Annotated in this window: 23 protein-coding genes; 11 read left to right on the top strand and 12 right to left on the bottom strand. The window is 58.3% G+C overall.

What is annotated here, in order from left to right; all coding sequences use genetic code 11:
* Positions 1-21: 21 nt before the first annotated feature.
* The 6 genes from LCH97_RS03560 (at position 22) to LCH97_RS03535 (ending at position 5373) form a co-directional block, all read left to right on the top strand.
* Positions 22-621, top strand: a complete 600-nt coding sequence (locus tag LCH97_RS03560; protein ID WP_227303431.1) for a pilin — start codon at positions 22-24, stop codon at positions 619-621.
* 605 nt (positions 622-1226) lie between these two features.
* Positions 1227-1679, top strand: coding sequence for a cache domain-containing protein (locus LCH97_RS03555; RefSeq protein ID WP_227303430.1), 453 nt, complete (start codon positions 1227-1229; stop codon positions 1677-1679).
* A 70-nt stretch (positions 1680-1749) separates the two neighbouring features.
* Positions 1750-3366, top strand: coding sequence for a methyl-accepting chemotaxis protein (locus tag LCH97_RS03550; RefSeq protein WP_227303429.1), 1617 nt, complete (start codon positions 1750-1752; stop codon positions 3364-3366).
* A 174-nt stretch (positions 3367-3540) separates the two neighbouring features.
* Complete coding sequence (locus LCH97_RS03545) at positions 3541-4017, top strand: peptidylprolyl isomerase (protein ID WP_227303428.1); 477 nt, start codon at positions 3541-3543, stop codon at positions 4015-4017.
* A 382-nt stretch (positions 4018-4399) separates the two neighbouring features.
* Complete coding sequence (locus LCH97_RS03540) at positions 4400-4987, top strand: phage tail protein (RefSeq protein ID WP_227303427.1); 588 nt, start codon at positions 4400-4402, stop codon at positions 4985-4987.
* Positions 4988-5043: 56 nt separating this feature from the next.
* Positions 5044-5373 (top strand): hypothetical protein, encoded by a 330-nt coding sequence (locus LCH97_RS03535; protein ID WP_227303426.1) that lies wholly within the window; start codon positions 5044-5046, stop codon positions 5371-5373.
* A gap of 64 nt (positions 5374-5437) precedes the next feature.
* On the opposite strand, the gene LCH97_RS03530 is transcribed toward LCH97_RS03535, so the two are convergent.
* A complete protein-coding gene (locus tag LCH97_RS03530) occupies positions 5438-5959 on the bottom strand; it encodes a GNAT family N-acetyltransferase (protein ID WP_227303425.1) in 522 nt (173 codons plus the stop codon).
* A gap of 181 nt (positions 5960-6140) precedes the next feature.
* Here LCH97_RS03530 and LCH97_RS03525 point away from each other — a divergent pair, with 181 nt between their 5' ends.
* Positions 6141-7007 carry a carboxylate/amino acid/amine transporter gene (locus LCH97_RS03525; protein ID WP_227303424.1) on the top strand — a complete coding sequence of 289 codons (867 nt, stop codon included), beginning with the start codon at positions 6141-6143 and terminating at the stop codon, positions 7005-7007.
* A 171-nt stretch (positions 7008-7178) separates the two neighbouring features.
* Here the strand turns inward: LCH97_RS03525 and LCH97_RS03520 are convergent, their stop codons facing one another.
* From LCH97_RS03520 to LCH97_RS03500, 5 genes are all read right to left on the bottom strand, one after another.
* The gene (locus LCH97_RS03520; protein WP_227303423.1) at positions 7179-8906 is read right to left on the bottom strand and encodes a methyl-accepting chemotaxis protein; all 1728 of its coding nucleotides are present in this window, start codon (positions 8904-8906) and stop codon (positions 7179-7181) included.
* 396 nt (positions 8907-9302) lie between these two features.
* On the bottom strand, positions 9303-9527 hold the full coding sequence (locus LCH97_RS03515; protein WP_227303422.1) for a hypothetical protein: 225 nt from the start codon (positions 9525-9527) through the stop codon (positions 9303-9305).
* Positions 9528-9536: 9 nt separating this feature from the next.
* A complete protein-coding gene (locus tag LCH97_RS03510) occupies positions 9537-11150 on the bottom strand; it encodes a methyl-accepting chemotaxis protein (protein WP_227303421.1) in 1614 nt (537 codons plus the stop codon).
* A 14-nt stretch (positions 11151-11164) separates the two neighbouring features.
* The gene (locus tag LCH97_RS03505; RefSeq protein ID WP_227303420.1) at positions 11165-12793 is read right to left on the bottom strand and encodes a PAS domain-containing methyl-accepting chemotaxis protein; all 1629 of its coding nucleotides are present in this window, start codon (positions 12791-12793) and stop codon (positions 11165-11167) included.
* A 12-nt stretch (positions 12794-12805) separates the two neighbouring features.
* Positions 12806-13987: an HD-GYP domain-containing protein gene (locus LCH97_RS03500; RefSeq protein WP_255619267.1), complete on the bottom strand. Its 1182-nt coding sequence runs from the start codon at positions 13985-13987 to the stop codon at positions 12806-12808.
* A gap of 344 nt (positions 13988-14331) precedes the next feature.
* Between LCH97_RS03500 and LCH97_RS03495 the strand changes: the two genes are divergently transcribed.
* Both LCH97_RS03495 and LCH97_RS03490 read left to right on the top strand, forming a co-directional pair.
* Positions 14332-15387: an RNA methyltransferase gene (locus LCH97_RS03495; RefSeq protein WP_227303418.1), complete on the top strand. Its 1056-nt coding sequence runs from the start codon at positions 14332-14334 to the stop codon at positions 15385-15387.
* Positions 15388-15491: 104 nt separating this feature from the next.
* Positions 15492-16193 carry a pirin family protein gene (locus LCH97_RS03490; RefSeq protein WP_227303417.1) on the top strand — a complete coding sequence of 234 codons (702 nt, stop codon included), beginning with the start codon at positions 15492-15494 and terminating at the stop codon, positions 16191-16193.
* Positions 16194-16196: 3 nt separating this feature from the next.
* Here the strand turns inward: LCH97_RS03490 and LCH97_RS03485 are convergent, their stop codons facing one another.
* The gene (locus tag LCH97_RS03485) at positions 16197-17711 is read right to left on the bottom strand and encodes an EAL domain-containing protein (protein WP_227303416.1); all 1515 of its coding nucleotides are present in this window, start codon (positions 17709-17711) and stop codon (positions 16197-16199) included.
* Between the two features lie 376 nt (positions 17712-18087).
* Here LCH97_RS03485 and LCH97_RS03480 point away from each other — a divergent pair, with 376 nt between their 5' ends.
* Positions 18088-19302 carry a GGDEF domain-containing protein gene (locus LCH97_RS03480; protein WP_227303415.1) on the top strand — a complete coding sequence of 405 codons (1215 nt, stop codon included), beginning with the start codon at positions 18088-18090 and terminating at the stop codon, positions 19300-19302.
* Between the two features lie 102 nt (positions 19303-19404).
* The gene (yghU, locus tag LCH97_RS03475; RefSeq protein WP_227303414.1) at positions 19405-20253 is read left to right on the top strand and encodes a glutathione-dependent disulfide-bond oxidoreductase; all 849 of its coding nucleotides are present in this window, start codon (positions 19405-19407) and stop codon (positions 20251-20253) included.
* An 86-nt stretch (positions 20254-20339) separates the two neighbouring features.
* Here yghU and LCH97_RS03470 read toward each other — a convergent pair whose 3' ends face one another.
* The 5 genes from LCH97_RS03470 to argF all read right to left on the bottom strand — a co-directional run bounded on the left by LCH97_RS03470 (position 20340) and on the right by argF (position 24179).
* The gene (locus LCH97_RS03470; RefSeq protein WP_017509798.1) at positions 20340-20840 is read right to left on the bottom strand and encodes a YajQ family cyclic di-GMP-binding protein; all 501 of its coding nucleotides are present in this window, start codon (positions 20838-20840) and stop codon (positions 20340-20342) included.
* Positions 20841-20872: 32 nt separating this feature from the next.
* Positions 20873-21709: a DUF1294 domain-containing protein gene (locus LCH97_RS03465; RefSeq protein ID WP_227303413.1), complete on the bottom strand. Its 837-nt coding sequence runs from the start codon at positions 21707-21709 to the stop codon at positions 20873-20875.
* Positions 21706-21909, bottom strand: a complete 204-nt coding sequence (locus LCH97_RS03460; protein WP_017509796.1) for a DUF2788 domain-containing protein — start codon at positions 21907-21909, stop codon at positions 21706-21708. The genes LCH97_RS03465 and LCH97_RS03460 overlap by 4 nt, the downstream gene beginning before the upstream one ends.
* Before the next feature lie 97 nt (positions 21910-22006).
* Complete coding sequence (locus LCH97_RS03455) at positions 22007-23227, bottom strand: argininosuccinate synthase (RefSeq protein WP_227303412.1); 1221 nt, start codon at positions 23225-23227, stop codon at positions 22007-22009.
* A 28-nt stretch (positions 23228-23255) separates the two neighbouring features.
* A complete protein-coding gene (gene argF, locus LCH97_RS03450; RefSeq protein WP_227303411.1) occupies positions 23256-24179 on the bottom strand; it encodes an ornithine carbamoyltransferase in 924 nt (307 codons plus the stop codon).
* Positions 24180-24451: the final 272 nt, after the last annotated feature.

Genomic DNA, 24451 nt, shown 5'->3' with positions numbered 1-24451 from the left:
GTCATTTACCCAGGACCTGCCATGCTGTTTGCCCGCTTTTTTACCACCCTGCTTTTCGCTACCAGTGCTAGCGTGGCCGCAGCGCAACCGTCTGGCTGCGAACCGTTTGCCGTGCAACCGGACTTTACCCGCGTGTGGCAAGCCTGCCAGGAACTGGTCGCGGTGTTGCCGCAGCAGCAGCTGCCGCCACGGCTGGACTGCGCCGTTTTGCAGGGCGAGGCGGCGACACGCTGCATGGCATTTCGCCACGCTACCGAGACACTGATGCAGCAGCCAGCCTACGCGGCTGCTTATGCCCACTACCGAAACAAGGCTGCGGTGCTGGCAGCCTGGGTGGAGACCCTGCCCTTGCGCATGGCGCTGGCGAGCTATCATGCCGAGCATGGCCACCTGCCTGCTGCGCTGGCCGGGCTGGGCCAGCCGCAGGCCGCGTGGCAGCACGCAAGTGCAGTGGCACTGCTGCCAAATGGTGAAATCGTGGTGAGCCTGCCAGCTACGGTAGTAGCGGGGGGCGAGCTACGCTTGCTACCCCAGCAGGATGATGTCGGCTTGCTGACCTACCGCTGCCAGGGCCGGGCCGTAGCGGCCACTCTGCTCCCCCCGGCCTGCCGTACGCCATAAGCCATGGCTCGCTGGCGAGCCGGGCACAGTAGCCAGGTTTGAGCGCCGCACAGCGCCACATTGCACCGCGTAACGCTCAACAAGTTGGCCGCATCAGACTGCGCCCCGCGTGCGGCCAACTTGTATAGCTGTTTGGGCTCGGGGTACATCACCCGCCGGTTTGTGCCCCGCAGCGTACGCGGCGCTACCCACTCGCTAATAGTAACGCCCTGTGCCTCCAGCCGGTGCCACAGCCGCCGGAAGCGTGCTTGGGCGCAAAGCGCAACCAGAAGCCCAGGTGGTCTTCCAGCAGCGAGAGTGCGTCGAATGTCATTTGATTGTCCATCTGCTTTCTCCGAGAACTTTTCACATGCCAGTTGCCCGGAAAGCGCATGTCAAGCTGGTGAGATCGGCGCCACCAAACCCAAGGTGCATGACGACAACATCAAAAGCTTGTCACCTTAGCCACAACATCACCGCGCGGCTACCCCTCAGGGCAGCGCCTGCCCGCCAGCGTGTCGCCATGAAAACTGGCGGACAACAGAACCATTACGATGTTGTACTTGAAATGCAAAATTTATAGATAATACTGGTAATTCAATAATCACCTGTAAATGGGGGAAGTCATGAAGGGGAAAATCCTGCTCGCTCTTGCGGTCTTGTCTTTTCACGCAACGTCATTTTCCAACGAAACTTACGCCACGGCCAAAGAGGCAGAAGCAATGGTGGCAAAAGCGATTGCCGCCATCAAGAGTGATAGAGACAAAGCTTTTGCCGAAATTACGGGTAAAAACGAAAAATGGATAGAAGGTGATTTATACCCGGTAGTATATGACTTGCAGGGCAAGGTACTGGCGCATGGGCAAAATGCCAAGCAAGTGGGAAAAGACCTGATTGATCTGAAAGATCCGGATGGCAAACTTTTTGTAAAAGAGCGTGTTGACCTGGCAAACAGCAAAGGCAAATTCTGGCAAGATTACAAATTTACAGACCCCATCACCAAAAAAATACTGCCCAAACAGATGTACTGCGAAAAGTTGAATTCGATGGTCGTGTGTGCTGGCATTTATAAGCGCTAATGTTTGGGCGCTAGTGCATATACGTCAATCTCGCCAGGGGTTGACGTATATTTCTTGGGGGGGGCTTGATATGCGTTTGCTTTTCAGATTATTCCTGCCGCCATTGGTGATTTTGCTGATGCTGATTGGTCTTGGCGGCGGCATGATTTACACCATGCATCTGGTCCGTTTGGAAATGGATGAAATAAGCCATACTCGCTTCTCCAATGTCGCCGCAGTCAATACGCTGAATCATGGTCTGCAAAGTGTCCATGTCCAGGTTTATCGCACGCTTACCTGGACTGGCACCTTGGGGGCAGAATATTTTAGCCGGGAATCCCAGGGCCTGCTGTCTGGCCTGGATAAACAGCTAACCCAGTTTGCGCAATGGCAAGCCACGTCAAAACTGTCCGACGAAGAAAGGAAAATGGCCGAAGACATTCAGACAGTGAGTGCCAAGTATCGAAAAACGGTAGGTGATGTACTGGACATGGCATCGGATGACGTCAACATGGGCGTAACCATGATGCAGTCTGCCGATCAGCAATTTACCCATCTGAACAAGCAGGTACAACAGTTGGCAATGCTGGAAAAGCAGCTGAGTGAAGATGCACGCGAACGGATGGACCAGTACTTCGACCGCATTTTCCTGGTTGTGGTATCCGGCATATTGTTAGCCATTGTTGTGGCAAGCTTGCTGAGTTACCGGGTACTGAACCGCATACTCCACCAGATAAAACTGGCAGCCAAGCTGGCCGAACAGGTTGCGCTCGGTAATTTATGTACCCCGGCTGCCGCTTACTCCGATGACGAGCTGGGTGCGTTGCAAACAACGCTGGAGAAAATGCAGCAGCAACTGCGGAAAATGGTGCTGCAGGTCAACGAGCATGTTCAACACCTGGAAACCTCTGCCTGCGGGCTGGACCATGCCTCGGGCAATATTAACCAGGCCGCACAGCTACAAAGCCAATCCCTCACGGCGGCGGCGGCTGACCTGGAGGAAATGGCCGGCAATATCCACCAGGCTAGCGAACATGCCGAATCAGCGCGGCAGATTGCCCAGCGCACTGCCAAAATTGCAGAAACCGGACACGACCTGGTAAATTCGGCGGCAGATGAAATACAGAAAATTGAACATCTGGTCAAAGAAAGCAGCCTTGCCATGAGCCATTTGCAATCGAGCTCATCGTCCATCAGCAGCTTTGCCAATGTTATTGCAGAGATTGCGGCGCAAACCAATCTGCTCGCATTGAATGCTGCAATTGAAGCGGCGCGGGCGGGTGAAACCGGCCGGGGCTTCGCCGTAGTCGCCGATGAAGTACGAAAACTGGCAGAGAATACGGCAACAGCCACCAGTGAAATCAAGAAAATGATTGAACAGATTCAATCCCAAAGTACAGATGCCGCCTTCCGCATGGACCATGCAAACAAACAGGTTAGCCTGGGGGTTGAGCATATTGTTTCTTTGAAATCGCCGCTGCGCGATTTGAATGACTGCTCACACTCAGCCTTGTCAGCGCTGATAGAGCTGAGCGATAGCATTCAGACCCAGCGCGAACACAGTAACCATCTGGTTCAGGTTATCGAACAGATTGCCGAAACCAGCAAGCATAACGTACATAGCTCGGACGAAGCTCATCGTGGCGCCAAGGGTGTGCACCATACGGCGAGTACCCTGCAACAACTGATCGGCCATTTTCGCACCTGAATATACGGAGCCGCCCGTGCCTATCTAGCACGGGCGACGCGCAGCACCGGCCTTGCCGTCATTGCCACATGGGGCAGCTAAAGCGCTGATGCTGCCCGGCGCCTGGCCGGCAGTTGACACGCCCACGGCTAGCTGCCACCCTTCTCCCTCATTTTTTTTCTGCCCTCACCTGCCATGAACATTACTAAAGACACCGCCGTTACCCTGCGCATGAAAGTTACCGATAGCCAGGGCAATATCTACGACGACGGCAAAAAGCCGGTTTCTTACCTGCACGGCGATTACGACAACCTGTTCGCCAAGCTGGAAGCAGCGCTGGAAGGCCAGGAGGCCGGCTACCAGACCACGCTGGAACTGAGCCCGGCTGATGCATTTGGCGAGCGTGACGAAGCACTGGTCACCACCATGGCCAAAGTGGACTTTCCGCCAGGCGTGAAAGTAGGCGGCCAGATCCAGCGCACCGGCCCGGACGGCGAGCCGCGCTACTATTTTGTGACCAAGATCAAAGGCCCTACCGTGCTGCTGGACGGTAACCACCCGCTGTGCGGCAAAACCTTGCGCTTCGCCATCAAGGTGGTAGACGTGCGCGCGGCCACCGCCGAAGAAATTGCCCACCAGCACGTACACGGCGAACACGGCCACCAGCACTGATTGCCGCTGGCCGGTACCCACACAGCCCTCCCTTGCGGAGGGCTTTTTTTTGGCTTGTACCGTATGCACGGCAGCCAAGTGCGTAATGACCCAGCCATTTCTGCACTCCTCTACGGCCAATCGATGCGCCATGGCCGGCACCTTCATCCATAACGCCGAGTGCGGGCAGTGCGGCTTTTCATGGCCAGACTAGCCGGCATGTTCTACCCGCCATAGCCTGCAGGACACGCGACCGCTCTATTTCAATTAAATTTTATTGATATTAAATTGCAAAATGCATTTTTTGCATTGAAATGCAGCCGGAATAGCCTACAACGACTTATGCCAATCACATTCCGTGCTGGCTAACATGTTTATACCGGCCATTGAAAAAGGAGCGCAAATGGATGCCTATATGGGAACCATCACCATCTATGGTTTTAACTATGCCCCGCAAGACTGGGCTCTCTGCCAAGGTCAAACCTATCAGGTGAGCCAATATGAGGCGCTGTACTCACTGCTGGGCACCCTGTATGGCGGTACGGCATCACAGAACTTCAAGCTGCCCAATTTGACTGGCCGCATGCCTATCGGTACCGGCCCGGCGCAGCCTGCTTATAACCTGCCAGCCTACAACCCCGGCCAGTTTGGCGGCACCCAGAATGTGGCGCTGAGCGTGGCCAACCTGCCTGCGCACTCGCACACGGCGACATCCATGGCGGTAACATTTCATGCAGCAGGCACACCTACCCCTGCCACGCCCGCCGCTGCTCCAAGCGCCAGCAACCCTTATCTGGGAGCATCCGGCGCCGGCACCGGCTTGGCCACGGTCTGGAGTACTGCACTGAATAACCCGGTATCGGTGAAGGGCCTGTCGGCTACGGGCAATACCGACCTGACAGGTGGCAACGCGCCGGTGTCGGTACTGAACCCGTTCCTGGCGCTGAACTTCTGTATCGCCATTAACGGCCTGTATCCGGTACGCCCGTAACCTGCCCCCAGCCCCGTGCGGTGCCCTGCCGGGGCATTTTCTATGGAAAGATGACTATGTTGGCGAACATTCAAGCCGAGGATTTCATGCCCTTGCTCGGGCAGCCTTGCCTGATGTGCAACGAGCAGTTTGCTGCAGGGATCACCCTGCATATCCAGGCAATTCGCCTGCGCCCTCTGGCCCAGCTGCCAGGCAGCGCGCGCAGCCCGTTTGTGGTGGAGCTGGCCATGCCGGAGCCAGCCCCCATGGGTGACCTGCAAGGCCAGTTGCGGCTGCCGGCCGCGGTTGGTGGCCCCGAGATTACGCTGGATGAGGTCTGGGTTGGCCGCGTGGCAGCAGCCGGGCGCGACCCAGCCTGGGCTTACTTTCAGCTGCCATTCAATTAGCCTGCCTTGGTTCAGATAGGTAGGGTGTTGTCTGCCTGGCCCGCTACCAACAGCGGGCCCGCGTTCAGGCTGGTAGCAGGGCAGCTGCCCGCTGCTGTGCCGGGTCTTGCTGCGGGTGCCATACCAGCTTGTCGGCCATTTCGCCCTGCTCTGCCACCATAAAGCCCAGCGACAAATACAGCTGGCGAGCCGCCAGATTGCTTTTCCATACCACCACGGTGAGCGGGGCGCGCACCTGCCAGGCAGCCTGTTGCAGATGCTGCAAAACCTGTTTGCCATAGCCCATGCCACGCAGCGCCGGCAACATCGCCAAAAAGATGATGTGCACGGCCTGCTCACCAAAATCGACCAAGGTTACCCCAATGGGCTGGCCATCCTGTTCGATGATGAAATGCATGGCTCCGGGGTGCGCTTGCTCGGCCCCTCGCAGCAATACTTCTTGCTGCAGCTGGATAACAGACTCGATCAGGTCGGCTTCCCCATCGATATACTGCAAATCCGGCCGGGCGCTGCTGAATACTTGCTGGATAAAGGGCTGGTCCTGGCTACGCGACGGGCGTAGACCCAAGGCAAAATTCGATGACATCAGGTTTAGCATTGCCGCCTCTTTTGATTGAACCCACTAAGTCATCAGTATAATCGATGCAATTTGCATTAAAAGAAAAACCATCAGGCACGGCGAGGTAAAAGGCTAGGTTGGCCGCAGGGCACTAGCCTGCAGCGCGGCAGCGGCCTATCATCCACCCCCGCTCTTGTTGCGAGTTGCCATGCCTTATCTATTGATTGTTACCGCCCTGTGGGCATTTTCTTTTAGCCTGATCGGCCAGTACCTGGCCGGGCAGGTGGACAGTGATTTTGCCGTGCTGCTGCGGGTGCTGATCGCCGCTGCGCTGTTTTTGCCCTTTACCGTGTGGCGCGGCCTGCCTGCACGCCTGCTGGGTGGTTTCTGGCTGGCCGGCGCGTTGCAGTTTGGCGTGACTTACCTGTGCCTGTATCGCAGCTTTCATGTGCTAACCGTGCCGGAGGTGCTGCTGTTTACCGTGCTGACACCGCTGTATGTCACGCTGTTTGACGATGCACTGGCGCGCCGCTTTAACCCCTGGGCGCTGCTGGCCGCCACGGTGGCGGTGGGTGGCGGGGTGATCATCCGCTTTCAGCCGCTTACCGGGGAATACCTGACCGGCTTCCTGCTGCTGCAGCTGGCCAACTTTACCTTTGCCGCAGGCCAGGTGCTGTGCCGCCGCTTGCTGCAGCAGTACCCGGTAAGCCAGCCGTTGCACCACTACTTTGGCCATTTCTTTCTGGGTGCGCTGCTGCTGGCATTGCCGTCTTTCCTGCTGTTTGGCGATATGCAACGCCTGCCGCATACGGCGCTGCAGTGGGGAGTGCTGGTTTACATGGGGGTGTTTGCCACGGCGCTGGGCATGTACTGGTGGGTAAAAGGCAGCACGCAGGTCAGCGCCGGTACGCTGGCCATCATGAACGAGCTGCACGTGCCGGCGGGCCTGCTGGTAAACGTGCTGATCTGGAACCGCGACGCCGACCTGCCCCGCCTGGCGCTGGGCGGCGCAGTGATCATGGCGTCGCTGTGGATCAACCGCTGGGGCCGCGCGCGGCTGGCCAGCGCACAGTAACGCGGCCAACCCTGCCGGCGGGCCTGATTCGGATACCGAACGCCAGCCTGTGAAACGTTTACGCTAGCGGTGCAAACCATACGCAGCCAGCAGGACATGAAAAAGCCGCCCCCTGATCAACAGGGTGCGGCTTTCTTTTGCCCGGCCGACCGCCGGGCTTGTTGCGGTTTGCTACTGGCCGGCCAGTCTGAAGTGGCTGATATCCTCACCCAGGCTGCTGGCTACCTGGTGCAGCACTTCAGCCGACTGGAACAGCACACCAATGCGCGCGCTGGAGCTATCGGCAAGCTGCGAAACCCGTTCCACATTGGATGCAACATGGTTGGCCGCGGTGGCTTGCTCTTGCAGCACGTGGCTGATATCGCTGATGCCGGCAATGATCTGGTTGGCGCTATGGCGTATCTCCTGCAAGGCGGCACCGGCCTGGTTGGCCATCTCCACGCCTTGGTCTACGCTCTGCACCCCATCGCTCATACTCTGTACCGACTGTTCGGTACCCTGCTGTATCTTGCTGATGGTGGCAGTAATTTCCTGGGTAGACATGGCAGTACGCTCGGCCAGCTTGCGTACCTCGTCGGCCACTACCGCAAAGCCACGGCCCTGCTCGCCTGCGCGTGCAGCCTCGATGGCGGCGTTCAGCGCCAGCAGGTTGGTCTGGTCGGCAATATCCTTGATCACGTTCACAATCATGTTGATCTGCTGCGCATGGACATTCAGCTCGCTCACACTGCTGGAGGTGCTGCGCACGCGGGCAGCAATGGACTCGATGCTGGTGACCGTTTCACGGATAACCGTACCACCATGCTCCAGCGTGTCTTCGGAGCCCGCTGCAACAGCCTGCGTATCCCGGGCGTTGTCGCTGGCATGGTTGATGCTCACCACCAGTTGTTCCAGCGAGGCTGCCATCGCGGCGGTGGCCTGGGCCTGGTCACGGGCATAGCCTACCGCGTCGGTGGCGGCCGAGTTGATATCCCCCGTCTGCTGGCTAAGCAAGCGGCTGGCGTGGCGCACCTTGTTAATCAGGCTGCTCAGGCGCTGCTGCATGTCGGCCAGGTGCGCCATCAGGTTGTCCTCCGCACCGGAAGCTTGAATGACATGGGAGAAATCCCCGTCTGCCATTCTGGCGATGTGCTGTTTGACAACTTCTACCGGCGCACCCAGCACCGCCTGCAAGGAGCGGTAGGTAATCCACAGCATGACGGTAAGGCACACTACGGCAATAATGAAAAGCAAGGTAAGCACGTTGGCTACGGCACTGGCTTGCGCAATGGCCTCAGAGGTGCGCGCTTCCATCAACTGGTAAAAGTCGTCGATAGGCCGCATGATTTTCGCTTTTTCGGCATGGTAGCGAGAGTCGTGCATCATCTGGGCCGCCTTGTTTAGCGCCTCCGCAGACGTATCTTTCTTCACCAGCCCCATGGCCTCTACTTCAATGCCGACCAGCCCGTCGGAGTTCTTCTTGGCCTCATCCAGCTTGGCCAGCTCGGCATCGGTAAAACCGTTTTGCCGCATCAGGTCCAGCAGCGCAATGCTATCGCCGGAATCTGGGCGTGGCGCCTGCCCGCCTACTGCCACAAAGTCCCAGTAGATGCGGTTGTAGTTTTGCGGGCGCGGTTTTTTACCATTACGGATATCGAGTATGGCCAGGTATTCACGCTCGTATTCAGCGTTCTGGGTAATGACATAGGTACGGGCCAGGCGGGTCAGGTCGTCTGAAGACTGGCGAAGCTCGTCAGCCAGCTGATAGGAAACATAGCGTTGCAGCTCGGCGGCAGATAGCTGGCGGTTTGCGATCACCATGCCGATGAAGCCCAGCGCAACCAGAACCAGTAGAACTGCCGAGAAAATGACATTGCGCAAAAACACGTTATTCTTGTTTGCTTTTATTGGTTGGCTCATAGAAACCCCCTGTCATTCACATTCGATGCACCGCATGAATTGGTGCGCTAGCAATGCGCGTTGCCCAGTACAACAACACACCATTAATTAGATAGCAGAAAATATTGCTGCAAACAGGGTATTACCCTGAATCCCGCCACTTATTATGTGGACATATTTATGCCGCAGGGCTATTTAATGCTGGGCATATATGGTGCCAATAAGAATGCCATATAAGGGAAACAGGTAGCAGCAACAGGCGGGGCAGTATGTAAAACGGGGGGTTAGCGCTGGTCGGCGTGAAAATGCACAAGATGCAGCATGGCTGCCAGATTTATTGCCATGCCTGATAAAGCACACAAAGCTACCGTTGCCTAATATGCAACGGTAGCCTGACGGATTGGCGGCCAACCCGCCCTAGCTGTGGCTCCAGCGCTGGCGCAGCAGGGCATCGATGGCGATGAGGTGAGCGGGCGTGTGCTGCAATTTGCGGCGTGGCTCGGGCCGCTCGGTCTTGCTCTCATTCAGCCACTTATAAAATGTACCGCGTGCGATACCGTGTTTGCTGCACAACACAGAAACATTGCGGACAGTTTTGTACTCGTTCAGTACGTCTACTCGCTTTTTATCCGGGTAACACATGACGCCTCCTCAAGTCCGGTAACAAGCCACATCACGGCGCATGTCCTGCGCCAAACCATGCAAACGCTGGGCGTTCTGCGCGGTACTTTCTGCCGCCACGCTGCTTTCCTCGGCGATTTGCGCAATATTCTCCACCTGCTTGGCAATCAGGCCGCTGGCATTGCTTTGCTCCTGAATCGCATTGGCTATATCGCTGACCTGCTGCTCTACCTGCCTGGATAGCTGGCGGATATTACCGATGGTGTCGCCGGTAGCACGCACCTTGGCCACGCCTTGTTCTACGCGGCGCACCACGTTTTCAATCAGCCCCACCGTTTCGCTGGAGCCTTCGCGAATACTGGAAACCGTGGTGATGATCTGGGTGGTGGAGCTGGTGGTGCGCTCGGCCAGCTTGCGCACTTCGTCTGCTACTACGGCAAAGCCTCGGCCGGACTCACCGGCCCGGGCGGCCTCGATGGCGGCGTTCAGCGCCAGCAGGTTGATCTGGTCGGCAATATCGCTGATCACGTTTACCACCGAGCCAATCGACTCGGTACGGGTTTGCAGCTCGCCCACGTAGCGCGCCGTTTCATTTACCGCGCTGGAAAGGCTTTCGATCTCGGCCACGGTTTCCTGAATCATGCTTTCGCCGGCGGCAACCTGATTACCGGATTCGATCGCCAGCTCGTCGGCGTCGCGGGTACGCTCGGCAATATGATTGATGCTGACGGTTACCTGCTCGATGGCCGCGGCCATCTCCGATGCCGAAATACTGGCGTGGTGTGCACCATGTTTTACCTGGTCCGACGCGACGCTCAAGTCTTCTGCTGCCGTGGTAACGGCCTGGGCGTGGCCACCCAGCTGCTGGATGGATTCGCGCATTTTGCCAAGCAGCTGGTTAAATGCCCCTAGCAGGCCACCAATTTCATCGCGGTTCATGACCTCTACCTGCTGCGACAGGTCTTGCTGCTGGGCAATGTGCTGCACTGCTCGCACAGCGTTGCTTACCGGGCGGTTGATACTCACCACAATGGCGGCACTAAAGCCGGCCAGCAGCAGCACCGACACACCCAGCGTAATGCCGAATACCACCTTGGCCTGCGCCACATCGGCCTCGGCTGCTTCGCGGGTTTTATGGGCATCGTCGGTAATGGCGCTGGTCAAGGCACTCACCGAGTTACCCAGCTGCACCCCGACCGCGCGCCAGCCATCCACGGCTGGCGTCATGGCGTCACTGCTGGCTTGCTGTGCACGCAGCGCCATCAGGCCGTCAAAGCGGGCGTTATAGTCCGCCAGCTGCGCCATGAAACGGCTATGCATTTGCAGCTCGTTGTCGTTAGCCGCCCCCGCTTTATACGTGGCCAGATAGCCTTCCAGCTTGCTGATAGCCTGCTGGCGGCGCTGGCTGGCTCCCTTGCGGAAATCAGCTGCGTTCTCGTACACCAGATAGATATTTTCAATGCGCAGATCTTTGAAAGAGCTGCGGATATTGGCCACGTCGTCCAGGCGGGGAATCAGCCGCTCGTTGACATCCACCAGCTTCTGCTCTGTTGCCTGCAGGGCCCGCAAGCCGATAAAGCTGGGGAGTAAAGCTGCCGCCAAGGCGATCAGGGTAAAAATCAATAGTTTGGTCTTGATAGTCATGGTGTCGGTCAGGGTCAGAGTTGGGCCACAGGTTTGCGGCGGTTGGTCCACTTGTGAAAATCGCGGGTCATCTTGTTCAGGTCTGAAGCAGAAGTTTCAACGTCGGCCGTGCGCTCGCGTACCGCACGGCTGGAGGCCAGGTTGCCTTCGGCCATCACATTCACCTCGCCCAGCGCTTGTACCGACTCTTGCAAGGAACGCGCTTTTTGCTGCATTTGCTCGCAAATGATCTGCGCCTGCTGGCGGGCACGGGCTGCGGTCAGCGTAAGTTGCTGCAGGTGGGCGCTGGACGATTGGGTGCGCTGGTTCACCTGCCCTACTTCGCTGGCCATGCCTTGCATGCTGCGGAAAGCCTGGCCGGTAATGGCCTCGATATCCGACAAAATGTTATTGATGGCCTGGGTGGCGCTATCGGCACGGTTGGCCAGCAGGCGTACCTCGTCGGCCACCACGGCAAAACCACGGCCTGCTTCGCCGGCACGGGCGGCTTCGATGGCGGCATTCAGCGCCAGCAGGTTGGTCTGGTCGGATATCTCGTGAATCTGGCCGGTAATGCTGCGGATGCGGTCCATGGCATTAAATAGCTGCTGGATGGACTCAGTGGTGTCGTTTACGACAGCCACCGCACGGTCGGCCGCGTGCGAGGCCTGCTGCATGGCTTCACCGCCCTGGGTAGCCACCACTTGCGTCGCTTGTGCATCCTCCAGGCCGGTCTGGGCCAGCCGGGCGACCTCGGCTACCGCCTCGGACATGCCATCGATATTGCGGCTGACCAGCTCCAGCCTTTGCACCTGCTCGCTGGTGCGGTGTGACAACGCCTCCACCTCGGTTTGCAATACTTGTGAATGCTGGTGGGTACGCACGCTGGCGGTAATGACATCGGCTACGATGGAGCGCTGGTAAATGCGCAGCGATTCCAGCCCGGCCTCCAGCCGCCCCAGAATGCCGCCGGTTTTTACCGGCAGGTTGTGGCTAAGCTGGCCTTCGCTGATGTAGCGCATGCCGGAGGCGATACGGTTCAGGCTGGTCATGAAATAGCGCATGGCCAATAGCCCGCTGGCAGCCGCCAGCGCCACCGCCAGTGTGCCGGCTAGCCCGCGGTGCCACAGTACGTCCAGCGGCGACCAGCTCAGGGCGGTGGCGCAGAGCAGGCCGATACCCATGCCCACGGCGCCCAGGCGCAGCGGGTCTTTGTAGCTTTGCATGCGCTGCAGCGACGAAGGCAGTACAAACTCTTTGTTGCGTATTTGCTTGTACACCGCTTCTATCTGCGCCACCTCCTCGGCGCTGGGCTTGGAACGCACCGACATATAGCCCACGATTTCGCCGTTTTCGGTGATGGGGGTGACATAGGCTTCCACCCAGTAGAAATCCCCATTCTTGCAGCGGTTTTTTACCAGGCCGCGCCACGGGATACCCGCCTTGATGCAGACCCATAAATCGGCAAAGCCTTCGGGCGGCATGTCGGGGTGGCGCACGATATTGTGGTTTTTACCCAGTAGATCTTCTTCGGAGAAGCCGCTTACTTCGATAAATGCCCGGTTGACATAGGTGATCATGCCCTTGCGGTCGGTTTTACTGACAATAGGGCTATCCGGGTCGACAAAGCGCTCGGTGCTGGTAACGGGCAAGTTTATTTTCATGACAAGCTCCCCTCAGATCTGCAGAAAGCGCATGGGGTCCATGCCCCATTGGCTGGCATCTTCGTTACGCAGAATGCGGTCGCCGCCGCCAAAGCCCAGCGAGCGGGACAGGTCGATGACTTCCGGCGGGATGTAACACTGGCGCCTGCTGCTGAAAAATGCCCGCACCACCGGCCGCGTCAGATCGCTTTCGTTCTGGTCTATCACCACGCCCAGCTTGCCGCTTTCCAGCGACACCAGCGTACCTACCGGGTAAATGCCGATACATTTGATAAACGAGCGCACCAAATCGGGGTCGAAGTGGTGGCGGCTCCATTCATAAATCTTGCGCAGCGCCGCGGGAGCAGGCATGCCTTTGTGGTAGCAGCGCTCGGATGTCAGGGCATCGTAGACATCCACAATGGCAGACGCCCGGCCGGCTTCGCTGATAGCCGTGCCGGCCAGGCCATAAGGGTAGCCCGTACCATCAAAGCGCTCGTGGTGCTGCATGGCAATGTCTACCGCCACTACCGGCAGGTCCGGGCAGGTAGCCAGCATGTCGCCGCTGTAGTTCACGTGCCGTTTCATCACTTCGAACTCGGCCGCGGTAAGCTTGCCGGGCTTGTTCAGGATTTCAGGCGGGATCTGCATCTTGCCAATATCGTGAATCATGCCGCCCAGGCCATATTCTTCCAGCCCGCCATAACTGCCTTTGCGGATGTACTCGAACGCCATCAGCAACACGCCGGACGATACCGAGTGGCAAAAGGTGTAGTCGTCGCGGTGCTTGATCTTGCCAAGCACGCTCAGGGCGGTGGCATTGCGCAGTACCGACCCGGCCAGCTGCGGCATCAGCTCTTGCAAAGGAGCCAGCTGCAAAGGCTTGCCCAGACGCGCATCCTGCAGCATCTGGCTCACGATCTTGTTGGCCTGGTCCAGCAGGCGCGCAGCCCACGGCAGCTCACTGTGCAGGTCGGTACGCGGCTGTACCGGCAAGCTGCCTTGCAAGATCACTTCAATCTCTTCGTCCAGCTCGCGCGCCACCTCGGCCTGGCTAGGCGCATCAATAACCGACAGGCCCTTTTGCGTGTCGATATAGAGCTCCACGATGCCATGCGCCTGCAGCTGGTCGATCTGGGCCTGATTCGCTACCAGAAACCGGGACGACAGGAACGGATGATCCGTCCAGCCGCAGTTCAGATCATGGATATACATGCCGGTACGTAGCTGGGAGAGCTGTATTTTCTTTATGCGGTGTTTTTTCATCTTTATTTAAAGTGAAGTTCTATGTTGTTTACTATTGATGCACTTGAAAGCAAACGGTTTAATAAAGACGCTGTTTTTTATAATGTTTTACATTCTAATAAGCGAAAATTGCGCAGACTTGATCCAGATCAAATGACATTGCAATGTGCAATAACCGGCATAGGCATAAGGCGACACCACCCCAGGCTGCACAGCTAGCACCGCACGGCTGGCTCACCTTCTCTGCCTTGCGGTACCCTGTGCGCCTTTATTACTCCGGCGAGCCATCTGGCCGCTGTCATGCCGAAACACCCATGCGTATCCAGGATTTGCACCAGATGTTGGCCGCCATTGGCGCCCGCCCCTGTCACATAGGCCGTATCAACCGTGCCTGGCTAAAAGGCTTGCCACTGGATAGCGGCACGCGTCACCAGAAAAGCGAGCATTACTTCCCGCTGCCGGTGCGTGAGGGGCTGCCAGCCATTACCGCGCAAGTGGAAGCGCTGGCACGTATCGCGTCACAACACCCAGGAGCCGATGGATCGCTGCGTTTGCTGGTGGCGCTGGCAGACGAGCAGCGTGTGGAAAGCGTGCTATTGCCCCGTGACGGGCTGTGCGTATCCAGCCAGGTGGGCTGTGCCGTGGGTTGCACGTTTTGCATGACGGGGAAGAGCGGCTTGCTGCGCCAGCTGGGCAGCGCCGAAATCGTGGCGCAAGTCGTGCTGGCGCGGCGGCTGCGCCCGGTAAAGAAGGTGGTATTCATGGGCATGGGAGAGCCGGCCCACAATCTGGACAATGTGCTGGAGGCGATTCACTGGCTGGGTAGCGACGGCAATATCGGCCACAAGAACCTGGTGCTATCTACCGTAGGCGACCCGCGGGTATTCGAGCGGCTGCCACAGATGCAGGTCAAACCGGCGCTAGCGTTGTCGCTGCACAGTAGCGATGCTGCGGTACGGGCGCGCCTGCTGCCGCGCGCGCCACGCTACGAGCCGGCCGAGCTGGTCGCGCTGGGCGACGCCTATGCGCGCCAGGTGGGCTACCCCATCCAGTACCAGTGGACGCTGCTGGCCGGCGTAAACGATAGCCAGCAAGAAATGGACGGCATCATCCGCTTGCTCAAAGGCCGCTTTGGCCTGCTGAACCTGATTCCGTACAACAGCGTAGACGGCGACCATTACCAGCGCCCGCCGGCGGAAGCCATCGACGCCATGCGCCTTTATCTGCATAGCCATGGCGTACTCACCAAGGTACGCGACTCTGCCGGGCAGGATGTAGACGGTGGCTGCGGCCAACTACGCGCCAGGGCTGCGGATATCATCGACCACAGCCGGCTGCTGCGCCGTGCTGGTACCGCCGGGCCGGCCTGAGACAGCGGGCGGTGCTTCAAAAAAACCGACTCTGCCCGTCAGCTTTCTTCGCGGTGGCCGCACGCGCAATGCGTCACAATATTGCCACTAACCAAGGAGGCATCATGCTGATCAAACGCCCTGCCGCAGAGCGCGGCCATGCCCACCACGGCTGGCTGGAGAGCTACCACAGTTTCTCTTTTGCCGGCTATCACGACCCCGCGCACATGGGCTGGGGAAACCTGCGCGTTATCAATGACGACCGAGTGGCCGCCGGTGAAGGTTTTGGCCGCCACCCGCACCGTGACATGGAAATCATCAGTTATGTGCTGGCCGGTGCCCTGGCGCACGAAGACAGCCTGGGTAACCGCAGCACTATCCTCCCGGGCGAAGTGCAGCGCATGAGTGCCGGCACCGGCGTACTGCATAGCGAGTTCAACCACGAGCGCAGCGCTACCACGCACTTTCTGCAGATATGGCTCTACCCGCACACCAGCGGCATGGCCCCCGGCTACGAGCAGAAGGCCGTGCCGCCTGCCAGCAAACGCGGCCAACTATGCCTGATCGCTAGCCCGGAAGGTGGCGAGCACACCGTACAGGTACACGCCGATGCCAGGCTGTACGCCGGCCTGTTTGACGGGCAGGAGCAGGCCACGCTGGCGCTAGACCCGCAGCGCAAGGCTTATGTGCACCTGATCAGCGGGTCGCTACAGGTAAATGGTGAACAGCTGGCAGGCGGAGATGCGCTGAAAGTCGCGGAGGAAAGCCAATTGCACTTCAGCCAGGGGCAACAGGCCGAAGTGCTGGTGTTTGATCTGGGCAACTAGCGCCTAGGCCGGCTGCTGCGGCAGGTACTGGCGGACAAAATCGGCTAGCGGCATGGGGCGGGCAAAATAGTAGCCTTGCAACATGTCCACCCCCATCTGCTCCAAATAGGCTTGCTGATAGGCCGTTTCCACCCCCTCGGCCACCGTCTCCATGCCCAGCCGGCGCGCCAGGTCGATGACATTGTCGACAATATCGGTACGGCTGCCTTCGGAAATGAGGTCGACAAAACTCTTGTCTATCTTGAGGCAGTCTACCTGCATGCGTGTCAGGTAGATCAGCGACGAGTGGCCTGTGCCGAAATCATCAACGGCAATGCGGGCGCCTTCGCTCTTTAACTGGTTCAGCACCCCGTAGCACGCGGCGTTATTCGGAATTTCCACCCGCTCGGTCAACTCCAGTACCAGCACCCCTTGTTGCGGCGCCAGCATGCTCATCAGCGCCCGACAGTCCGTCAACAAGGCGGGCTGTGCCAGCTGCGGCGCACTGATATTTAGCCCCAAGTGGAAACCTACCGGCAACCGAATGCCGGGGCGGCCCAGCGTGGCAAGCAGCTGCTGCACCAGCACACTGAAAAGCTTGTTGATCTGCCCGCTATGCTCTGCCGCCTTGATGAATACATCTGGCGGGATAAAACCGTCTTTCGGGTGAATCCAGCGTATCAGTACTTCGCCACCGGACAACACACCCTCGCGCGTGAACACCGGCTGGATAAAGGCATGAAACTGGCCACGCGCCAGGCCTTGGCTTATCTTGCCGCACAGCCTGGCCTCGCTAGCCAGCAGCCTGACTAACAGCTGGTATACCAACGCCGCCAGCACCACCACCAGCAGCCAGTACGCCAGATAGTGGTAAGCCACATAGTGCATAAAGCCCGACCAGGTATAGGCAAAACCCACCGAAAAATATGGGTTGGCCGCCACGGTATGGTGGATGCGCGGTTTGTCATCCAGTACGGCCACTGCATTGAGTTTGTAGCGCCCCAAGGTGACATAGGTTTCCAGGTACTCGGAGCGTGTCGGGAAAATGGCGTTGAGTAAAAGGCGGTTGATACCAAAATACAGCTGCTTACCCGCCAGCGGCAGCTGCAATACCAGCACCGAGGTATTGGGCACCAGCGGACTATTCGGCAAATAAACGAAACGTAGCGAGGTATGGCGGGGTGGCAATGGTTGAGGTTTACTACCCGTTATCGTACTGCAGCGTATGGTACGGCCATCCGCATCGCCCAGGCTGATTGAGCGGATATACGGGTTGTGCAAGGCCAGCAGGCGGGCATTGTAAATAAAGGCCGGGCAATTCAAAGCCACACGCTGCAGGCTGGGCGTGGACTGCAAAGCAAAACTATCCAGCGTGCTTTTGAGCCTGTCGTGTACCAGCCTGGCCGACGCTTGCCCTTCTTCCAGCAATACATTCCGGGCCATCAACAACACCAGCAGGCTGCCAGAGAGCAATACCAGCAAGGCAGCCAGCAAGGGGGTGTAGCGTTGCAGCCAGTGCCGCAGGGAAAAGGTCTTCATATGTATCTATCAAAAAGACAAGTGAAGTAGCGCAGCTATCTATGGGGCCAACAGTACCGGCCGGCCTGACAACTTCATTATATATTTAAAATACAGCTTTTATTGATAACAGATTCGCCATCATAGCGGATTAACACCCATAGCCCAAATAAGGGTTTTCACCTTCTTTTCCTATGCGGATAGCTGCCGGCATTGTTTAAGTGATAGCAGACCAAGCCTGCCAGCGCCCAAGCAGTTATCACCCCTTCTTCAAGCCATTGGTATATATGGCCATTTTCCATTTCTATAGATTGCCACAGCGCTACCGACCCCGCATATAATGCGCTAAGCCGAGTCAGGCATTTCTGCCCTACCCCTTAGCCTGGATATTATTTTTTTGGATAGCCCCACTCTAGTTGCCATTGCCGCCATCCTGATGTTCATCATGACCATGATGCTGATGGCAGCCTGGCGGATGAACCCGCGTATTGCCGGGCTGAAAGCATGGACGCTGGCTTATGCCTGTGGCCTGCCTATCTGTCTGAATCTGCTATGGCATGACTACGCGCCGGAATGGTTATCGGTGGTTTTTACCCAGCTATCCACTTTCTTGCTGGCCTGGATTAATCTGCTTGCCTGCCGCCGCTACCTGAATCTGCCCCGTTTACCCCACTCAGCAGGCCTGAGCGCCATGGGCATGCTATTGGCTACCGGCTTGTACTTCACCCTGATACAGCCAAACCAGGGTCTGCGCTTTCTGATCCTCAGCACCGTGCTGGGCGTACTGTTTCTGCTGAGCGCCCGCACCATGGCGCGCGGTGGCCCTGGCCTCTATCCCGCCCGCTATCTGTACGCTCTTTGCAGCGGTGGCCACGGTGTGTTTTTACTACTGCGGCCCTGGCTGTTCCAGGTTGGCCGCAATGGCCTGTTCAATAGCGAGCAAATGCTGGTGGTGTCTCATTTGATTGTTATCGAAGCGATCGTTGCGCTGGTGCTGCTGGGCTTCTGCGTGGTGATGCTGGCCAACGAGCAGGTAACGCTGGCGCTAAAGCAAATGGCAGACCGCGACCCGTTGACCGGCGCCTACAACCGGCGCGCCTTTATGTCCACCCTGGAAAAAGCCACGCTTTATGCATCTCGGCTCGTCTTCCCGGTATCGGTTCTACTCATCGACCTGGACCACTTCAAGCGTATCAATGACACCTGGGGCCACCAGCGTGGTGACGATGCATTGCGCCATGTAGTGCGAGTGCTGCAAGACAGCTTGCGTGAAGGTGATATCCTGGGGCGCATGGGCGGGGAAGAATTTGCCATCGTCTTGCCCAATGCTTCCCAGCAAGAGGCCGAACATATTGCCAACCGGCTGCGACTCGCCATCGAGGCCCAGCCGCTGCAATACGCCGGGGCCGCCCTGCCACTTACCACCAGCATTGGTGTCGCTGGCTGGCTGCCACCCGAGAAGCCGGACAGCCTGCTACACCGCGCCGACGAAGCCATGTACCAGGCCAAACGCCAAGGGCGCAACTGCGTGGTGCCTGCCCCGCAAGCAGGCAGCCACCTGCTCAAGGATGATGCGGCTATTGCACAGTGTGTTCTGCTGACCGGCAGGTAAGGCAGCTTTAATCCAGCCGCGCGCACCCCATCTACACTGCATGCCCGCACTTCTTGCGGCCAACCTTGCAGCTGCCCAATGCAGCCAGACACGGAGCGTTTTATGAGCGAAGCCACCACGCAATACACCCCGCCACGCATCTGGGAATGGAAACAGGCCAATGGCGGCCAGTTTGCCAATATCAACCGACCAATCGCCGGCCCCACCCACGAGCAGGCACTGCCCTGCGGCGAGCATCCATTGCAGCTGTACTCGCTGGCCACACCCAATGGCGTGAAGGTCACCATCATGCTGGAAGAGCTGCTGGCGCTGGGCAAAAGTGGCGCCGAGTACGATGCCTGGCTGATCCGCATCCAGCAGGGCGACCAGTTCGGCAGCGGTTTTGTCGAGGTCAACCCCAACAGCAAGATCCCCGCGCTGATGGACTACAGCGGCGAGCAGCCGGTGCGGGTGTTCGAGTCCGGCGCCATCCTGCTGTACCTGGCCGAAAAATTCGGTGCCCTGCTGCCACAAGATATCGCCGGCCGCACCGAAACGCTGAACTGGCTGTTCTGGCAGATGGGTAGCGCACCCTACCTGGGCGGGGGTTTCGGCCACTTTTACCAGTACGCACCGGTAAAAATCGAATACGCCATCGACCGTTTCAGCATGGAAGCCAAGCGCCAGCTGGACGTACTGAACCGCCGCCTGGCAGAAAGCCCGTATCTGGGTGGCAGCAGCTACAGCATTGCCGACATCGCGGTATGGCCGTGGTACGGCGCGCTGGTGCTGGGCCAGCTATACGGCGCCGCCGAGTTCCTGCAAGTAGACGACTACCCGCATGTGCAACGCTGGGCACGCGAAATTGCCGAGCGCCCGGCCGTACAACGTGGTCGCCGCGTGAACCGCACCTGGGGCGACGAGGCCGAACAGCTGGCCGAGCGCCACAGCGCGGCCGATCTCGATCGCTAAATAGCACAAAGCACAAGGCCGCTGCATTTGCAGCGGCCTTGTCGCGTCATGCGGCCAACGTTTACGCAACGTGGCCGCCTACGGCATCAATCGCGGAAGTTGTTGAACTGCAGCGGGAAGCCGTTTTCCATATCGCCGGCAATTTCCTTGCGCATCAGTGCAATCACGTCTTGCAGCATGTCACGCTTGGCGCCAGACACACGTACCGCCTCACCCTGGATGCTGGCCTGTACTTTCAGCTTACTGTCCTTGATGAGCTTCACGATTTTTTTGGCGAGGTCGGTTTCCAGGCCTTCCTTCACGGTCAGCACTTTCTTCACCTTGTTGCCGCTGACTTTTTCCAGCTTGCCGTACTCCATGCAGCGCACATCCACGCCACGCTTGGCCAGTTTGGCCACCAGGATGTCGTTTACCTGGTCCAGCTGAAATTCGCTGTCTGCAAACAGGGTCAGCGTCTTGTCGCCGGTTTCGATACGGGCATCGCTACCCTTGAAGTCATAGCGGGTGGACACTTCCTTGTTGGATTGGTCTACCGCGTTGCGTACTTCGATTTTGTCCACTTCGGACACAATGTCAAACGATGGCATATCGCCCTTCCTTTCGTGTTATGGCGCGTATTCTAGCCGAAGTTGGCCGCAGCCAGCAGGCCATGGCTTACAAGCCAGGCAAGGCATGCCACATTCAATGCCACACTCAGCCAGTAGTAGCGACGAAACGCGGGTTTAGTGGATTTATGGTTGAACACGTACTGCGCCAGCGCCGCCCCGGGCCAGCCACCCAGCAAGGCCAGTGCATGCAAGGTACTTTCCGGCGTGCGCCACTGCTGGCGCTGCGCTGCCTGTTTGTCGCGCCCATAGGCGAGGAACAACAGTAGGCTCAGCAAGCCATAAGCCGCCGGCACCCAGGTGGCTACCCTGCCCGCCAGCCACAATGCGGCCAACATCAGCAGCATTGCTCCGGCCGCCCATGGCCGGGGGCGGCGGTCCGGTTTGAGGCTGGCCAACACCTGCAGGCCTGGCAAAGTGGCATAGTTGGCCCATACCGCCACCGGCTTACCCTGGGTGTTATGGCCCGCTTTGTAGTACACCTCGTCCCCGGGTAACGGGCGCCTGGGCGAGACAGGAAATGCCGACACGTGCACAAACAGTGACTGGCCATCTTCTGTATCGACAAAACCGAACCCGCGCGCGTCATCCCAATGCTGCAGCACACCTTTGTACCGCGTGCTGTCCAGCTGTACGGCTTTGACCTGCGCCCAGCTAGCCTGCGGACGGCCATCGCGACCTGGCCCACGGCGGTACTGCACGGTATCGCCTCCTTGTGGCAATACCCCGCCGGTAAACACGCTGGCGTGCGCAAACAGGCGGCTACCATCCGCCTGGCGGATAAAACCAAAGCCGCGCGCGGCATCCCAGCTGGCCAGCGCGCCTTCGCTTACTGTTGGTGTGGCGCTCATTTGAGCAACATGAACTCCACCAGCACGTTCTTGAACACAAAGCCCACCACGCCGAAGCCCAGCACGATGAACAGTGCAATCATGCCGGTTTTGCCGGCATTCGATTTCTTGCCCAGATCGTAAATGATGAAACCCATGAAAATGATCAGACCGGTCAGCAGGATGCCCATAGACCAGTTGGTAAATTGTTCTTCGCTCATGATGTCTTTGCGCTAAAAGGTTGGCCGCCATTATAGAAGCGGTAATAAAAAACCGCACCCCATGGGGTGCGGCTTGTACAGATCGATACCGATTGGCTTACTTGTTCAGGCGGCCGGCAATGCGCATGCGCAGTGCGTTCAGCTTGATGAAGCCACCAGCGTCGGCCTGGTTGTAGGCACCGCCGTCGTCGTCGAAGGTGGCGATGTTCATGTCGAACAGCGAGTTGGTTTTGGAATCGCGGCTCACCACGATCACATTGCCCTTGTACAGCTTCAGGCGTACCCAGCCGTTAACGGTTTGCTGGGTGTAATCGATCAGGGTTTGCAGTGCCTTGCGCTCCGGTGCCCACCAGTAGCCGTTGTAGATCAGGCTGGCGTAGCGTGGCATCAGGTCGTCCTTCAGGTGGGCCACTTCGCGATCCAGGGTGATGGACTCGATGGCGCGGTGTGCCTTCAGGATGATGGTGCCACCCGGGGTTTCGTAGCAGCCGCGGGACTTCATGCCCACGTAGCGGTTTTCCACCAGGTCCAGACGGCCAATGCCGTGCTTGCCGCCAAGCTCGTTCAGCTTGGCCAGCACGTCGTGCGCAGCCAGGCGTACGCCGTTCAGCGCCACGATATCGCCTTTTTCGAACTCTACGTCCAGGTATTCGGCTTCATCCGGTGCCGCTTCTGGCGACACAGTCCAGCGCCACATGGCTTCTTCGGCCTCGGCGGACGGGTTTTCCAGGTGACGGCCTTCGAAGGAGATGTGCAGCAGGTTGGCGTCCATGGAATACGGCGCGCCACCGTTCTTGTGCTTCATGTCCACCGGAATGCCGTTTTTCTCGGCGTAGGCCAGCAGCTTCTCGCGGGACAGCAGGTCCCACTCGCGCCATGGGGCAATCACTTTTACATCCGGCTTCAGGCCGTAGTAGCCCAGCTCGAAACGCACCTGGTCGTTACCCTTGCCGGTAGCACCGTGCGATACCGCGTCGGCGCCGGTGAGGTTGGCGATTTCGATCTGGCGCTTGGCGATCAGCGGGCGGGCGATGGAGGTGCCCAGCAGGTACTCGCCTTCGTAAATGGTGTTGGCGCGGAACATCGGGAACACGAAGTCGCGTACAAACTCTTCGCGCAGGTCATCGATGAAGATGTTTTCCTGCTTGATGCCGAACTGCAGCGCCTTCTGGCGTGCCGGCTCCAGCTCTTCGCCCTGGCCCAGGTCGGCGGTGAAGGTCACCACTTCGCATTGATAGGTGTCTTGCAACCACTTCAGGATCACCGAAGTATCCAGGCCACCGGAATAGGCCAATACCACTTTATTGATGTCTGCCATCGTCTTCTCTCTCAGTCTACAAGCCGGGTCAGTCGTGTACACGACCCAGCATCAGGTATTCAATCAGGGCTTTCTGGGCGTGCATGCGGTTCTCTGCCTCGTCCCATACTACGCTTTGCGGGCCGTCGATCACGTCGGCTGCCACTTCTTCACCACGGTGCGCCGGCAGGCAGTGCATGAACAGCGCGTCTGGCTTGGCCAGCTTCATCAGGTCGGCACTCACCATATAGCCTTCAAACGCTTCACGGCGCGCTTCAGCCTCGCCTTCAAAGCCCATGCTGGTAAACACGTCGGTGGTCACCAGGTCGGCACCGGCAACGGCGGACGCCGGGTTGTGGAAGGCTTCGAAACAGTCTCTATCGTAATGCTGGCCGTCCAGCACCTGCAGCTCGTACCCCAGCGGGGTTGCTACCTTGAGCTTGAAACCCAGCAGCTTGGCCGCCTGCAGCCAGGTACGCGCCATATTGTTGCCATCGCCAATCCAGGCCACGGTCTTGCCGGCGATGCTGCCGCGGTGTTCGATATAGGTCAGGATGTCGGCCAGAATCTGGCACGGGTGATATTCGTTGGTCAGGCCGTTGATCACCGGTACGCGCGAGAATGCGGCCAACCTTTCCACCATGTTCTGCTCAAAGGTGCGGATCATGATGATATCGGCCATGCGCGACAGCACGCGGGCAGTATCTTCTACCGGTTCACCGCGGCCGATCTGCGAGCTCTTGCCGTCCAGGAACATGGCGTGGCCACCCAGCTGCGACATGCCGGCTTCAAACGATACGCGGGTGCGCGTGGAGTTTTTTTCGAAGATCATGGTCATGACCCGGCCCACCAGTGGGCGGTACAGCTCGCCGGACACCTGTCGTCGCTTCAGTACCTGGGCTCGCTCGAAGATGTGTTGGTACTCCGCGGCGGAAAGGTCTGTGAACTGGAGAAAGTGTTTGGGCTGCTTCATATCGGGTTCCGAAAAAAATTAATGCCACGGCGCTGTGAAAACGTGGCGTTTTCATGCGCGGCGGCACATTACTACACGCAAACCATCTGTCATTGGGTTGATCAACGCAATATTGTTCATGATGAATTCATGATTTACAAAATTGCGACATGGTTATATGTATACGAAATCCACATTGGTGACAAGCCCAAGCCGGTTTCAAGTGGCCGCCATCCGGCAATAAAAACGCCGATACGCTGCAAGATCAAACACTTGCGGCGCACCGGCATTTT

The sequence above is a fragment of the Vogesella sp. XCS3 genome, from assembly GCF_020616155.1.
Taxonomy (GTDB): Bacteria; Pseudomonadota; Gammaproteobacteria; order Burkholderiales; family Chromobacteriaceae; genus Vogesella.
This window is presented reverse-complemented; position numbering and strand designations above follow the sequence as displayed.